Genomic DNA, 12,578 nt, shown 5'->3' on the forward strand with positions numbered 1-12,578 from the left:
CCTTGCTCATCGAACAGAAGACGGCCAAGCTGATCGACCTGATCGAAGAACTGCGGCGTGACCTGCCCAATGTCGAGGACCGCCACGACCCGGGCGCAAGCCTCATGCAGCAGGCGATGAGCCCCGAAAAGGTCTTGGCGGCACTGGGCGAGCAGGTGACCTTGCCCGACGGATCGACATCCGATGCGTCAACGGCACCGGCTGCGGCAGGTGCCACGCTTGCGGTGAGCGCTCCACCGCCTGCCAGCAGCTGAAGGGCTGGGCGCGCAGGCGCAATCAGCGCACCGGGCCGCCCACCATGTCGGCAGGCCGCACCCAGGCGTCGAAGTCGGCCGCGCTCACCTCACCACTGGCCAGCGCCGCATCGCGCAGCGTGCTGCCGCGTGCATGCGCATCTTTGGCGATGTGCGCCGCCCGGTCGTAGCCGATGTGCGGCGTGAGCGCCGTGACGAGCATGAGCGAGCGCTGGAGCAGATCGTTCATGTGCTCGGTGTCGGCCTCGATGCCCTGCACGCAGTGGGTGGCAAAGCTCGCCATCGCGTCGCCCAGCAGCCTGATGCTGTCGAGCACATTCAGCGCGATCAGCGGTTTGTAGACGTTGAGTTCGAAGTGACCTTGCGAGGCCGCAAAGCCGATCGCCGCGTCGTGCCCCAGCACCTGCGCGCACACCATGCTCAGCGCCTCCACCTGCGTCGGGTTGACCTTGCCCGGCATGATGGAGCTGCCCGGCTCATTGGCGGGCAGCAGCAACTCGCCCAGGCCGGCGCGCGGGCCACTGCCCATCAGGCGGATGTCGCAGGCGATCTTGTTCAAGGCGATGGCCAGCATCTTGAGCCCGCCATGCAAGCCAACCAGCGCCTCGTGGCCGGCCATGGCGGCGAACAGATTGCCGGCTTGCGTCAAGGGCAAGTCCAGCTGTTGGGCCAGCAGGGCGGCAACTCGCGCGCCGAACTCGGGGTGCGTGTTCAGCCCGGTGCCGACCGCCGTGCCGCCAATCGCTAAGCGGTGCACCGCCTGCAGCGCATAACTGAGATGGTCCCCGCACAGCCGCAGCTGCGCGGCATAGCCGCCAAATTCCTGCCCCAGCGTCACCGGCGTGGCGTCCTGGCCATGGGTACGGCCGATCTTGATCAGTGCCGTCCATTCGACGGCCTTGGCGGAAAGCGCCACTTGCAGCTCGGCCAAGGCCGGCAGCAGCCGCTGCTTGGCCTGCAGCGCCACGGCCAGATGCATGGCGCTGGGGAAGACGTCGTTGGACGACTGGCCGAGATTGACCTGGTCATTCGGGTGAATCGAGCGCTGCGCGCCCAGGCCCCCGCCCAGCGCCTGCGAGGCCAGATTGGCGATCACCTCATTGACATTCATATGGCTTTGCGTGCCCGAGCCGGTCTGCCAGACCGACAGCGGGAACTGCGCGTCATGCGCGCCCGCCGCCACCTCGCGCGCCGCCGCGGCGATCGCCTGCGCTTCGGTCGCGTCCAGCAGGCCCAAGTCCCGGTTGACCAGGGCAGCCGCCCATTTGAGCCAGGCCAGCGCGTGGATCATGGCCAGTGGCATTTGCTGACCCTGTTGCAGGCCAATCGAGAAAAACTGCAGGCTGCGCGCGGTCTGCGCGCCCCAGAGCGCGTCGCTGGGCACGTCAACGCTGCCAAAGCTGTCGGTCTCGCTGCGTGTCGCCTTCATCGGGTGGCCTTTCGCGTCACTGCAGCGTCAAGCCCGGAGGTTGGGATTGCGCTTGGGCTTCGGCCTGAATGAAGTCACTCAAGGCCTGCGGGTCAGGAATTTGTATCATGCGGCGGCCCTTTTCGGTGAAGCAAATCAGCTTGGCCCGCTCCAGATTCGACAGCGCCCGGCTGACCGATTCCAGCGTCATGCCCAGATAGTTGCCGATCTCGGCCCGCGACATGCGCAGAATGATCTGGTCATTGCGCAGGCCCCGCGTGGCCAGCGACTCGGCCCATTGGCGCAAAAACTCCGCCACCCGCGCCGCCACCGGCAGCGTGCACAGCGACAACAGCGAGTCACGCCCGCGGATGATGGCGCGGCTCATCTCGGCATGCAGCTCCAGCAGCAACTGCGGCTGGGCGCCGGCCGCGGCCATCAGCGCGTCATAGCGCAGGGCCCAGATTTCACCGACCTCCAGCGCCTGCGCCGTGCAGCCATATTGGCCCTTGGCAATGCCGTCAAAACCCAGCCAATCGCCCCTGAACAGCAGGCCAACGACTTGATTGCGGCCGTCCGCGGCGGTGTTGACGACCTTGACGCTGCCCGAATTGATCACATACAAATGCTGGAAGGGCATGCCCGCCTCAAAGACGGTGTCGCCCGCGTGCACCAGCCGGCGGCGCAGCGGCAGATGTTGCGCCAGCAAGCTCAGGTTTTGGGCGATCCGGGCGCTGCTCGCGCCGCCGCTGCTGCCGCTGTTCTGCGTCGGCTGGCGCAAGCCGACCGGCGCGTCGTTCAGCCAAGGCAACGGTGGGTCGCTGCAGGCACTGCTGTAGGGCTGGGTCTTGTACATGGCGACTCCCGAAGCTGGGTGGTTGATTGCTGAAAATTGGCTACCGCAAGCCTAAGGCGCAAGCCCGACGTTGTATGTGCGCTTCGGTACACAGCCGATCTGGCGCCATCAAGCCCCCAGCAGTTCTCCAATCGGCTGCAGCGGGTCAAGCCGGTCGCAGACCGCCTTGACCGCGGTCAGCAGGGGCACGCCCAAGAGCAGGCCCCAGATGCCCCAGAGCCAGCCGAACAAGAGCAAGCCCACAAACACCGCGACCGGGTTCATGCGGGCGGCCCGGCTCATCAGCCAAGGCGCCAGCAGATTGCCCGACAGCATATGAATGCCCATCACCGTGGCGCCCACGGCCAGCGCCATATCGGCGCCGCCGAACTGCACAAAGGCGACCAGGCTGGCACCCACCGCCAAGATGATGGCGCCGATATAGGGAATGAAATCAAGGCAAAAAGCGAGCAAGCCCCAGACGGCGGCATATTGCAGGCCCAGCCAGCTGAACGACAACCAAACCGCCACGCCAACCAGGGCGCTGGTGAACAGTTGCACCAGCAAATAACGCTGAATCTGGTCGGTGACCTCGTTCAACGCCTGCAAGGCCACGCGCTTGCTGCCGAAACTGGGCCCGGCAATTTTGAGCATCTTGCGGCGAAAGGTTTGGCCCGAGGCCAGCAAGAAGAAGGTGATGAAGAACACCACCAGCGCCTGCCCCACGCTGGCCGCAAGCCCCAAGGTGCCGCTCCAGAGGTAGTCCTTGAGATCGAACTGCGGCCGCTCGATACGGACCCGGGTGACGCCGCGCGTGGCCGCCGGGGTAGGTGTGCCGCCCGTGCTTGCCGCCTGCTCCAGGGCCACCTGTTCAAGTTGTGCCGCCGCCCTTTGCACCTTGTCGATGGTCGATTCCGTCGGGCTGCGGTGGGCGCGCACGGCGTCGCGCACCTTCTTGGACGCCTCGGGCAGCGTCTCCAGCAGCTCGACGGCGTCGTCGCTGACCGCGTAGGCCGTCCAGCCCAGGGCGCCGCTGAGGCTCAGCAGCAGCAGGCCGGCGCCGACTGCGCGCGGCAGCCGGCAAACCCGCTCCAAGCCGTTGACCACGGGCGTTAGGGCGTAGCTGAACATCAGCCCCAAGGTCAGCGGGATCAGCACCGGGCTGGCCCAGCGCAGCGTGAACAGCAGGGCCAGCGCGGTCAATATCACCAGCGACAGCTGGCCGGCGTTGGCGGGGATGCGCAGGCGTGGGGCTGCGGTTTTGTCTAGTTCATCCATCGGCGTCTCGGTTTTTGTTAACGGGTAAGCGCTCGAACTCAGCAATCACCTGCGCGCCCAGCAGCAGCAAGGTGGCCGCCAGCTCCAGGCTCAGCAACACGGCGATGGCGGTCGTCAGCGAGCCGTAAACCAGGCCGATCTGGGCCAGCGTGCTGAAGTACCACACCAGCAGACGGCGCGACAGCTCCCACAAGCAGGCCGCAACCACGGCGCCAAACAGCGCGTGCTTGAGCGAAAGCCGGCCGACCGGCATCACCATATAGATGGAAGTCAGCACCGCCACCTCGCCGGCCAAGCCGAGCAGGTAGAGCAGGGCATTGGCCGGCCGGCCCAACGACCAGTCACGCCCCAACACCTCCACCTCGTCCTGGCTCATCGCCTGCAGGCTGCCCGTCATCAGGGTCACCAGCAGCAGGCCCAGGCCGAGGCAGAGGATGTAGACATAGGGGATCACGGCCGAAATCAACCAGCGCCGCCGCCGCACCACCACGCGGTGCAGAAAAATCACCGACATCGCGCTCTCCAGCACCGTGAAGGCGAGCGAGCTGGAGAACAGCATGGTGATCAGCAGCGTCAAGCCGATGACCTGGCGGTGATCGAGAAAATGCGCCAATTCGCTGACCATCGCCGGCGCTTGGCCCGGCACCAGCCAGTCGAGGTAGCGGCCCAGCGTCAGCAACAACTCGGATTCCTGGATCACATGCGACAGCGCGATCACGATCAGGATCAGCATCGGCACCAGGGACAGCAGCGCGTAATAGGCCACCGCGCCGGCCAGCAACAAACCCTGGTTGCGATGAAAGTTGCGCAGCGTCCTGAGGCCAAAGGCCAGCGGGTGGCGCACCACCAGCAGCAGGCGCGGATCGAGGCTCTTCTGCATGCACGCAGGGCCGTGGCGACCTGGGCGGCCGGTGGTCAGCGCTTGTTGCCAAATACCAGCAAAACGCCGCCCAACAGAATGGCGCCCAAGCCGGCCCAGACCGGCACATTGACCGTGTGGGTTTCATCCACCGTCAGCGCGATCGGTCCGAGCTTGACCGGCTGACTGCGTTCGGTATAGCTGAAGCCGCCATATCCCAGGGCCAGCAAACCCGCCACGATCAGCGCCACGGCGCCTATTTTGATTGCATTCATTACGTATATCCCTTTGGGTCGAGTTTCAAGAACGTGCAGACTAAATGGCCCCGTTCAGGGTGTCCGTGCGCTGGCATACAGACGCTGCCGACCGCAGCGATTACGGTCAACGTTTTCAATCCCTCAAGAGGCCACACGATGATTTCAATTCAACGCTTTTCAAGTTTAGCCGTCAGCGCCGCGCTGCTGCTGGCACTCGGCGCCTGTGCCGGCATGTCGCAACGTGACAAAAACATGGTGGTCGGTGCGGGCATCGGCGCGGCAGGCGGCGCGGTGCTGACGGGTGGCGCGGCGGCGGCCACGGTGGGCGGCGCGGTCGTCGGCGGCGTGATTGGCCACGAGCTCGACAAGGACAAGAAGAAGTAAGCCGTTAGTCAGTCAGTCAGGCAGTCAGGCAGTCGGTCAGCGGCAGGGTGACGATGAACTGGCTGCCCTGCCCGACACCGGCGCTGCTGGCCCGCACCGTGCCGCCATGGGCTTCGATGATTTCGCGCACCACGGTGAGGCCCAGGCCCAGGCCCAGGCCATTACCGTTCAGCCCGAGGGCGTGAGGGTCTTGTCCGAACGGCTCGAAGATGGTCTGCAAAGCCTGCGCGGTGATGCCAATCCCGGCGTCACTGATCTCGATCACGGCTTGCTGGTCCTGGCGCAGCAGGCGGATGCGGATGTCGCCGCGGTCATGCGAATATTTGATCGCGTTGCTGAGCAGATTGGTGAACGCCTGGGTCAGGCGCAAGGCGTCGCCCTGTAGGCATAGCGCCCGCTCGGGGTGCTCAACGATCAGCAGTTGCCGGCGTTGCGTTAGCAGCGCCTGACACAGATGCTTGGCATGGTCGAGCAGGGGCTTCAGCTCGATGGGCAGCATGACCAGCGTGTCATCGGGCTTGGCCTTGATACTGTCTTGCTTGAGCAGATCATCGACAAAGACGCGCACTTGCAAGGCTTGATGCGCCAATATTTTTTGCGCATGCGGCAGCAGGGGCGCGGCTTCGGGTGGGCGACCCAGCACGGCCATGGCGATGCGAATCGGCGACATCGGGTCATTCAACTCACCGGCCACGTTGTCTAGGAACTCGCCCTGGCGTTGCTGCGCAGCGGCAGCGGCCGCGTGCAGCTCACGCACGCTGCGGGTCGCCTGCACCAATTGCTGATTGGCCTCTTGCAAGAGCAAATGCTTGTGCTCATGGCCAAGCTCATGCTTGTTCGGCGGCAGGGGCGAAAGTTCAAGCGGGTCGGTAGCGTCGACAAAAAACGAAACGCCGCCCGGGCCTTGCCGTTTGGCCATATACATCGCCTGGTCGGCGCAGGCGATCAAGGCCTCGGCCGTGGTGGCGTCGCGGGGGTAAATGCTGATGCCTATGCTGGCGCTCAAGTCGCCCCAGTTTTGATTCGCTGCGCGGCATTGCGCCAACAATTTACCGAGCTTCTCGGCCACCTGCAGCGCGTCATCAATCTCGTCCAAGTCATCCAGCAGGATCAGGAACTCATCGCCGCCATGGCGGCTGACCGTGTCGGACTCCCGCACCGCCGTCAGCAAGCATCGTGCCACTTGCTGCAACACCTGATCGCCGGCGGCATGGCCGAACGAGTCATTGATTTGCTTGAATTTATCGAGGTCGACAAACAGCAGCGCCAGCCGCGTGCCCTGCCGCTTGGCATGCATGATCGCGTGCTCCAGGCGGTCCATCGTCAAGGCGCGGTTGGCCAGCTTGGTCAGCGGGTCCAGGCCGGCCGCGCGGGCCGCTTCATCCAGTGCTTGCAGCGCTGACTGGCTGTCGATCTGCGCGTCCAGCGCGGTCAGCACCAGCTGCTCGTTGGCTTCCAGCAGTTGCACGCTTTGGTGCTGATCGAGAAAGGTCTCGGCCCGCACCACGTCTTGCAGCAGTCGGACCAACACCGCCCGCATCGCCTCGACGCGCTGCGTGACGCTGGCCAGCTCGTGTTCCGCGCTGGCGATGTCTGGGGTCGGCTCGGTCAGGGGCGGGTTCATGGCGCGGGGGCTCAGGCAGTCCGGCCTTTTTGGCGAGGGCGCCCGCCCAACAGGCCCTCTTGGTCGGGCAAGGTGGCGCCGACATGAATGCCGGTGTTGTCGATATGGAACTCACGCAACTCATCGGAATGAGCGCTGGCCCTGACCTTGACGACCGCCAACATGCGGCGCAAGCGGCTGTCGATTTCGATATAGCGCTGCACGATGATGGCATCGGTCAAAAAGGCCGTGCCATAGGGGCTGAAGCGCAGGTCGGTGTAGCGATCTTCCAGCTCGGAGGTCATCAAAAGGGTCACTCCCGCGCCCGCCATGGCAAGCTCCAGCCGCGCAAGCGTCTCGCGGAATCCCTCTCGAAAGGTCGGCGCCACGGCCAGCTCTAAGCTGGTCAGCGAGTCGATCACGACGCGGGTCGCACCGGTGCGTTCAATCTCGCTCTGCAGCAGGATGATGACCTCGTCGATCGACAGATCCGTTGCCCGGCTGTCCACCACACTGACCTGGCCGCTGGCCGCCAGGCCTGCAATGACGCGGTTCTGTGACTGCTTCGAGCGTTGCTCAAAGACGGCCAGCACACCGGTTTCGCCGCAGCGCGCGCCCTCGGCCAGAAAGGCCGCCGCCAGAATGCTCTTGCCCGAGCCCGAGGGCCCCGCCACCAGCAGCGAATAGCCGCGCGGCAAGCCGCCGCCCAGCATCTTGTCCAGCTCGGGTACACCCAGCTGCAAACGAGTTGCGCTTGCCGGCACTGCTTGCTCGGCCACGGCGTCGAGCTCGCGGGCCATGTCGGGCAGGCTGGGCAGGCTGGGCGGGGCGAAGATCTTGATGCCGGCGGCGCCGATGCGGAAGGTGTGCAGGCCGGGCAGCGTCGGTTGGCCGCGCATCTTCAGAATTTCGAGTTTGCGCACCATCGAATTGCGCAGCACGCTTTGGCGCAGCCAGATCAGGCCATCGGCGACGGTGAAGACCGGGTTGGCGTCGGTCTCGACAAAATACTCGCCGATCAGGAAGGTGGTGGCCTGCCAGCTGGTCATCATCATGCCGAGCTGCTGCACAAACTGCTGCAGTCTGTGGGTGGGGCTTTGGGCATCGCCATTGGTCTCGCTGGCGATCATCACCGAGCGGAATGAGTCCACAAACACCAGGCCCGGCTCATGGGCCGTGACCGCTTCCACAATGCGCGCCAGCACCCGGTCCAGGTCACCGGAGGCGGCGTCCTCGGACAAATTGATGAAGCGCACCGACTCATTGACGCTGTCGTTGTCGAAAAACTCGAATTGCTGCTGGTAGCGCAGCATCTTCATCGGCGGCTCGCCCAGCACGGTGAAGTAAATCGCCGGCCGCTGCGGGGTGGCGAGCGAAAACATGATCTGGTGCGCCAAGGTGGTCTTGCCGCAACCGGGCTGGCCGGCGATCAGATTGAACGAGAACTCAGGCAAACCACCGCCAAGCACTTGATCCAGCCCGGGCACCCCGGTGGGCAAACGGTGAATGGTCACTTTACTCGTCATTGCGTGTTGTCCCGTGCGGTCGTGCCGCTCATAAAAGTAAGCCAGGGGGTGCGAAGCAGGCGCACGGTGAGCGCGTGCCCCACCAACTTGCCCAGCAACTCAGAAAAATTTTGCAGCACTGCAACGCCGCCGGCCGCTGCTTCTGGCGGGGCTTGCAGCGCGATCGCGCTGCGCAAGGCCGTTAGTTCAAGTTCCGCGGGGGGGCCACCGGCACCGCCTTCGCTGCCGTACAGCCAGGGGTGGCTCTTGGTGCTGATGTGCAGGCTGCGGGTGAACAGGGCCGCCACGCCGCGTTTGCCGACGATGGGCGCCAAGACAAGGTCAAACTCCGCGCAGACATTGCCTACCAAGGCGGCAATTTGAGTCGAGCTCGCACCTGCGTCCAAATGCTTGGCAAGGAATGCAAGGGTTTGATCACTCTCTGGACTTGTCATGGTTTGGTCGGGGTCGCTTAGCGAAGCAAAGGCGGGCGAGTATGCATGTATTTGAGTGAGTCTTGACCTTAGCGTTGGTTTGTTGCGGCGTCTGTACGGCGGCGTACATAGCTCGGCCCGTTGTCGGCGTTGTCCGACAAGCCTTTGCGGCGCTGACCCACAGCCCTTGGCGTTGGCCCCGGCTAGGCTCGGCAATTCTCATTCAAAGCAGGATCAGCCATGAAAACCTCAAAAAATCCCTCCCCGCAAACCATGCGCCTGGTGGCCGCCGCCATCATCGCCCTGAGCTTGGCCGCTTGCAGCAAAGAGGCTGATGACACGCGCAGCCCCGGCAAAAAGCTCGACGACGGTATCGCCAAGATGGAGCAGCAGTCCGACGCCTTGAAGGCCGACGTACAGCGCGGCGCCAACGACGCGGCGCTTGCCGCCAGCGCCGCCGCGCAAAGCGCCCGGCAGGCCGCCAACGACATGCGTGAGCAGGTCGGCTCGGATTTGACCGACGTCGGCATCAGCACCACGGTCAAGGCCAGATTGGCCGCCGACAGTGCGATTGGCCAGCCCTCCAGCATCAAGGTCGAGGCCACCCAGGGCCGGGTGGTTTTGCGCGGCACGGTGGCCACGGCGGCGGCCGTGGCCCGGGCGCGCGAAATCGCGCTCGGCGTTCAAGGGGTGGTCGCGGTGGACAACCAGCTGACGGTTACAAATTAACCGCAGAACCCGGCCTTTGTCCTACAAGCGGACCCGCAGTTTGCCGATGGTCGCCGGGCCGGCCTCGGCCGAAGATCAGGGCATTGAAAGCCCGCTGCCTGCGGGCCATTTTTGGGGTCCGCCGTGAAGCACGAAATGAACCGACTGAGCGATACGACGCAAGGCAATGGCATGCCGCTGGTCTGGGCAGCCGAGGTTGATTCGGATGAGCTGGGAGCCATTGGCTTCGAGTCTGCCTGCCCCGCGTTGCTGGCTTCGCTATGGCGCGAAGCTGATTTCCCCGCGGGCGGCGCTGCGGAATCGGAGTCGCCATGAGCGCCCATCACGGCTGGGCCTTGGGCGGCGCCGGCAGGCCTTTGGTTCCGGTTGTTTACGGCGGTTGGGCTGCGGCCTTGCTGCTGTGCATCGCGTTGCTGGTCTTGTTGCAAGGCGTGTTGCAGCGCGCGGTTGATCAAGCCGGCTTGCAGCGCGCGATTGCGGCCACTCAGACCGTCCAAGCACGGCGCTGTACGGCGCTGGCCGGCGGGCGAGTCCAGGAGAGTTGCCTGCTGGCCTTGAATGAGCGCGCTCGTCTGAGCGCGCAAGCGACCTTGGTCGGAACTGCCGCTCAGCTTCAAACCTCATCACCGTAAGGAGTTCCCAGCATGAAAAAGCACCCCCTGATTCGGCGTTCTGCCCCGCTGTTGTCTGGCCTGTTGGCTGGTCTGCTGGTCGCCTTGCCCGCGTTGGCGCAGCCGGCTGATTTGCAGCAGCGTTACCGGCAAGACATGGCGAACTGCAAGCAAGCGCCGCGCTCGCAAGACAGCGCCGCGTGCCAGCGCGAGGCGGCTGCCGCCTTGGCAGCGGCCAAGCGCGGCGACTTGGAGGACGGCCCGGCCGCCTACGCCCGCAATGCGCATGAACGTTGCATGGCTTTGCCCGCGCCCGAGCGTTATGAGTGCGTGGGGCGCATGCGCTCGCCGGCCACCGGCAGCGTCGCGGGCGGGGGCTTGTTGCGTGAGGGGGTAACCGTCACGCCACCAGCCGGGCCGCCGACCAAGTAGGCCGCAATTGCGCATGGAAGCCGCCGCAAGCTTCAGCCAAGCCGCGCCGCAGCGGCTCGTGTTGGCGGGGCGCTGGACGGTACTCGGCTTGGGTGACATGGCGCAGCGCCTGGCCAGCGCCGAGCTGACCGAGCCGGCGCAAGGTGAAGAATGGGCGCTGGAGGCCGGCGGCATTGCCGCACTCGACAGCGCCGGCGCCCTGGTGCTGCACAAGCTTGTGCAGCGCTTGGCGCTGGCCGGGCGGCCGGCACCGCTGGTCGGCCTGCCGGCGCGCATGCAGGCCTTGTTGGCCGCGGTGGCTGAGGAAGCTGCGCAAGCCGCTCCTGCGCCGGCGCCGGAGCCGAGAGGGCGGTTGGAGCGGCTGGGCCGCAGCGTGGTCACGCATGGCGCGGCCGCCGGCCGTGAACTGCTGGCCTTGCTGAGCTTTGTGGGCGAATGCGCGCTGGCCTTGGCCCGCAGTGTGGCGCAGCCCGCGCGCATTCGCTGGCGGCCGATTTTGTTCAATCTGCGCTCGGCCGGCGTGGATGCCTTGGCCATCGTCGGCCTGATGTCATTTTTGCTGGGCGTGGTGGTGGCTTACCAAGGGGCCGGCCAGCTGCGCCAGTACGGCGCCAATATCTTTGTGGTCGATCTGGTCGGCCTGGGCGTGCTGCGCGAGTTCGCGCCGCTGATCACCGCCATCATCATTGCCGGCCGCTCGGGCTCGGCCTATGCGGCCCAGATCGGCAGCATGGTGGTCAGCGAGGAGGTCGACGCGCTGCGCACCCTGGGCCTGTTGCCGCTGGAAATTCTGGTCCTGCCCAAGCTGATTGCCTTGGTGGTTGCCATGCCGCTGCTGACCCTGTTTGCCGATGTGCTGGGCTTGCTCGGTGGCATGCTGATGGCCAGCGCCAAGCTGGACGTGACGCCGACCGAGTTCATCGAGCGCTTTTCAAAAGCCGTCAGCGTAACGTCCTACCTGATTGGCATCGGCAAGGCGCCGGTGTTTGCCGCCATCATCGTGCTGGTGGGCTGCTTTCAGGGTTTTCGCGCCAAGGGCGGCGCCGACAGCGTGGGCCGGCAAACCACCCGCGCCGTGGTGCAGGCGATCTTTTTGGTGATCACGGCCGACGCCTTGTTCTCGGTCGCGTTCAGCGCGTTGGATCTATGAGCGCCGACCTGGTGATTGAGATGGCCCATGTCAGCACCCGTTTTGGCGAGCATATCGTTCACCGCGACATCAACCTGGACGTGCGGCGGGCCGAGATCTTCGCCTTGATCGGCGGCAGCGGGTCCGGCAAATCGACCCTGCTGCGCGAGATGATTTTGTTGCAGCAGCCCCATACCGGCACGGTCAAGGTGCTGGGGCAGGCGCTACAAGGCATCAGCGACGCTGATGCGCTGAGCTTGCGCCGGCGCTGGGGCGTGATGTTCCAGCATGGCGGCCTGTTCGGCAGCTTGACCGTGCTGGAGAACATCGGCCTGCCGCTGCGCGAACATACGCAGTTAGACGAGGCTCTGATTGATGAAATCGCCGCCTGGAAGCTGCATTTGGCGGGGTTGAAGCCCGCAGTCGGCGCGCAATACCCGGCCGAGCTGAGTGGCGGCATGCTCAAGCGTGCCTCCCTGGCGAGGGCGCTGGCGCTGGACCCCGAGCTGCTGTTTCTGGACGAGCCGACCGCCGGCCTGGACCCGGTCAGCGCTGCCGGCGTCGACGAACTGGTGCTCAAGCTGCGCGATTTGTTTAGCCTGACCATCGTGATGATCACCCATGACCTGGACCTGCTCTGGCAGGTGGCCGACCGGGTCGCGGTGCTGGCGGACGGAAAAGTTGCAGGGCTCGGGTCGATGAGCGAGTTGGCGGCCCTGCAAGTGCCCGCTGTGCGGCAATTCTTTGATGGGCCGCGGGGTCGGCAGGCGCAGGCACAGGCACAACAACCAACCGGGAGAACAGCATCGAAACCAAGGTGAACTACAGCCTGGTCGGCGGCTTTGTGCTGTTGCTTGGCG

At 65.2% G+C, this 12,578-nt stretch carries 16 protein-coding genes; 8 read left to right on the forward strand and 8 right to left on the reverse strand.

The features are described from left to right. A partial coding sequence (locus tag RMO57_RS05395) for a hypothetical protein (protein WP_310384929.1) occupies positions 1-254 on the forward strand: 254 nt, incomplete at its 5' end. Between the two features lie 22 nt (positions 255-276). Here RMO57_RS05395 and fumC read toward each other — a convergent pair. From fumC to RMO57_RS05420, 5 genes are all read right to left on the reverse strand, one after another. Then, the gene (gene fumC, locus RMO57_RS05400) at positions 277-1,683 is read right to left on the reverse strand and encodes a class II fumarate hydratase (RefSeq protein ID WP_310384931.1); all 1,407 of its coding nucleotides are present in this window, start codon (positions 1,681-1,683) and stop codon (positions 277-279) included. A 16-nt stretch (positions 1,684-1,699) separates the two neighbouring features. After that, positions 1,700-2,518, reverse strand: coding sequence for a Crp/Fnr family transcriptional regulator (locus tag RMO57_RS05405; RefSeq protein WP_310384933.1), 819 nt, complete (start codon positions 2,516-2,518; stop codon positions 1,700-1,702). Between the two features lie 108 nt (positions 2,519-2,626). Next, positions 2,627-3,775 (reverse strand): AI-2E family transporter, encoded by a 1,149-nt coding sequence (locus RMO57_RS05410; RefSeq protein WP_310384934.1) that lies wholly within the window; start codon positions 3,773-3,775, stop codon positions 2,627-2,629. Continuing rightward, positions 3,768-4,655 carry a YihY/virulence factor BrkB family protein gene (locus RMO57_RS05415; RefSeq protein WP_310384936.1) on the reverse strand — a complete coding sequence of 296 codons (888 nt, stop codon included), beginning with the start codon at positions 4,653-4,655 and terminating at the stop codon, positions 3,768-3,770. Before RMO57_RS05415 ends, RMO57_RS05410 begins: the two co-directional genes overlap by 8 nt. 35 nt (positions 4,656-4,690) lie before the next feature. Next, the gene (locus RMO57_RS05420; protein WP_310384937.1) at positions 4,691-4,909 is read right to left on the reverse strand and encodes a hypothetical protein; all 219 of its coding nucleotides are present in this window, start codon (positions 4,907-4,909) and stop codon (positions 4,691-4,693) included. A gap of 138 nt (positions 4,910-5,047) precedes the next feature. Here RMO57_RS05420 and RMO57_RS05425 point away from each other — a divergent pair, with 138 nt between their 5' ends. Continuing rightward, positions 5,048-5,275, forward strand: coding sequence for an osmotically-inducible lipoprotein B (locus RMO57_RS05425; protein WP_310384939.1), 228 nt, complete (start codon positions 5,048-5,050; stop codon positions 5,273-5,275). Between the two features lie 16 nt (positions 5,276-5,291). Here RMO57_RS05425 and RMO57_RS05430 read toward each other — a convergent pair whose 3' ends face one another. From RMO57_RS05430 to RMO57_RS05440, 3 genes are read right to left on the reverse strand one after another with little or no spacing between them, the layout of a single operon-like run. After that, positions 5,292-6,899 carry a diguanylate cyclase domain-containing protein gene (locus RMO57_RS05430; protein WP_310384941.1) on the reverse strand — a complete coding sequence of 536 codons (1,608 nt, stop codon included), beginning with the start codon at positions 6,897-6,899 and terminating at the stop codon, positions 5,292-5,294. Positions 6,900-6,910: 11 nt separating this feature from the next. Then, complete coding sequence (locus RMO57_RS05435) at positions 6,911-8,404, reverse strand: ATPase domain-containing protein (RefSeq protein WP_310384942.1); 1,494 nt, start codon at positions 8,402-8,404, stop codon at positions 6,911-6,913. Beyond that, positions 8,401-8,838, reverse strand: coding sequence for a hypothetical protein (locus RMO57_RS05440; RefSeq protein WP_310384944.1), 438 nt, complete (start codon positions 8,836-8,838; stop codon positions 8,401-8,403). The genes RMO57_RS05435 and RMO57_RS05440 overlap by 4 nt, the downstream gene beginning before the upstream one ends. A gap of 219 nt (positions 8,839-9,057) precedes the next feature. On the opposite strand from RMO57_RS05440, the gene RMO57_RS05445 reads away from it, so the two are divergent. The 6 genes from RMO57_RS05445 to RMO57_RS05470 all read left to right on the forward strand — a co-directional run bounded on the left by RMO57_RS05445 (position 9,058) and on the right by RMO57_RS05470 (position 12,539). Next, positions 9,058-9,546 (forward strand): BON domain-containing protein, encoded by a 489-nt coding sequence (locus tag RMO57_RS05445; RefSeq protein WP_310384946.1) that lies wholly within the window; start codon positions 9,058-9,060, stop codon positions 9,544-9,546. Between the two features lie 135 nt (positions 9,547-9,681). Then, a complete protein-coding gene (locus tag RMO57_RS05450; RefSeq protein ID WP_310384947.1) occupies positions 9,682-9,861 on the forward strand; it encodes a hypothetical protein in 180 nt (59 codons plus the stop codon). Next, positions 9,858-10,178, forward strand: a complete 321-nt coding sequence (locus tag RMO57_RS05455; RefSeq protein WP_310384949.1) for a hypothetical protein — start codon at positions 9,858-9,860, stop codon at positions 10,176-10,178. The genes RMO57_RS05450 and RMO57_RS05455 overlap by 4 nt, the downstream gene beginning before the upstream one ends. A 12-nt stretch (positions 10,179-10,190) precedes the next feature. Continuing rightward, positions 10,191-10,589: a hypothetical protein gene (locus RMO57_RS05460; protein ID WP_310384951.1), complete on the forward strand. Its 399-nt coding sequence runs from the start codon at positions 10,191-10,193 to the stop codon at positions 10,587-10,589. A gap of 13 nt (positions 10,590-10,602) precedes the next feature. Continuing rightward, positions 10,603-11,739 carry an ABC transporter permease gene (locus RMO57_RS05465; protein ID WP_310384952.1) on the forward strand — a complete coding sequence of 379 codons (1,137 nt, stop codon included), beginning with the start codon at positions 10,603-10,605 and terminating at the stop codon, positions 11,737-11,739. Beyond that, positions 11,736-12,539, forward strand: a complete 804-nt coding sequence (locus RMO57_RS05470) for an ABC transporter ATP-binding protein (RefSeq protein WP_310384954.1) — start codon at positions 11,736-11,738, stop codon at positions 12,537-12,539. Before RMO57_RS05465 ends, RMO57_RS05470 begins: the two co-directional genes overlap by 4 nt. Positions 12,540-12,578: the final 39 nt, after the last annotated feature.

The sequence above is a fragment of the Roseateles sp. genome (genome assembly GCF_031397715.1).
Taxonomy (GTDB): domain Bacteria; phylum Pseudomonadota; class Gammaproteobacteria; order Burkholderiales; family Burkholderiaceae_C; genus Paucibacter_A.

What these genes read in the sequence shown, in the direction of transcription:
- fumC (WP_310384931.1), bottom strand. Translation starts at nt 1,683, where the DNA reads ATGAAGGCGACACGCAGCGAGACCGACAGCTTTGGCAGCGTTGACGTG.
- RMO57_RS05405 (WP_310384933.1), bottom strand. Translation starts at nt 2,518, where the DNA reads ATGTACAAGACCCAGCCCTACAGCAGTGCCTGCAGCGACCCACCGTTG.
- RMO57_RS05410 (WP_310384934.1), bottom strand. Translation starts at nt 3,775, where the DNA reads ATGGATGAACTAGACAAAACCGCAGCCCCACGCCTGCGCATCCCCGCC.
- RMO57_RS05415 (WP_310384936.1), bottom strand. Translation starts at nt 4,655, where the DNA reads ATGCAGAAGAGCCTCGATCCGCGCCTGCTGCTGGTGGTGCGCCACCCG.
- RMO57_RS05420 (WP_310384937.1), bottom strand. Translation starts at nt 4,909, where the DNA reads ATGAATGCAATCAAAATAGGCGCCGTGGCGCTGATCGTGGCGGGTTTG.
- RMO57_RS05425 (WP_310384939.1), top strand. Translation starts at nt 5,048, where the DNA reads ATGATTTCAATTCAACGCTTTTCAAGTTTAGCCGTCAGCGCCGCGCTG.
- RMO57_RS05430 (WP_310384941.1), bottom strand. Translation starts at nt 6,899, where the DNA reads ATGAACCCGCCCCTGACCGAGCCGACCCCAGACATCGCCAGCGCGGAA.
- RMO57_RS05435 (WP_310384942.1), bottom strand. Translation starts at nt 8,404, where the DNA reads ATGACGAGTAAAGTGACCATTCACCGTTTGCCCACCGGGGTGCCCGGG.
- RMO57_RS05440 (WP_310384944.1), bottom strand. Translation starts at nt 8,838, where the DNA reads ATGACAAGTCCAGAGAGTGATCAAACCCTTGCATTCCTTGCCAAGCAT.
- RMO57_RS05445 (WP_310384946.1), top strand. Translation starts at nt 9,058, where the DNA reads ATGAAAACCTCAAAAAATCCCTCCCCGCAAACCATGCGCCTGGTGGCC.
- RMO57_RS05450 (WP_310384947.1), top strand. Translation starts at nt 9,682, where the DNA reads ATGAACCGACTGAGCGATACGACGCAAGGCAATGGCATGCCGCTGGTC.
- RMO57_RS05455 (WP_310384949.1), top strand. Translation starts at nt 9,858, where the DNA reads ATGAGCGCCCATCACGGCTGGGCCTTGGGCGGCGCCGGCAGGCCTTTG.
- RMO57_RS05460 (WP_310384951.1), top strand. Translation starts at nt 10,191, where the DNA reads ATGAAAAAGCACCCCCTGATTCGGCGTTCTGCCCCGCTGTTGTCTGGC.
- RMO57_RS05465 (WP_310384952.1), top strand. Translation starts at nt 10,603, where the DNA reads ATGGAAGCCGCCGCAAGCTTCAGCCAAGCCGCGCCGCAGCGGCTCGTG.
- RMO57_RS05470 (WP_310384954.1), top strand. Translation starts at nt 11,736, where the DNA reads ATGAGCGCCGACCTGGTGATTGAGATGGCCCATGTCAGCACCCGTTTT.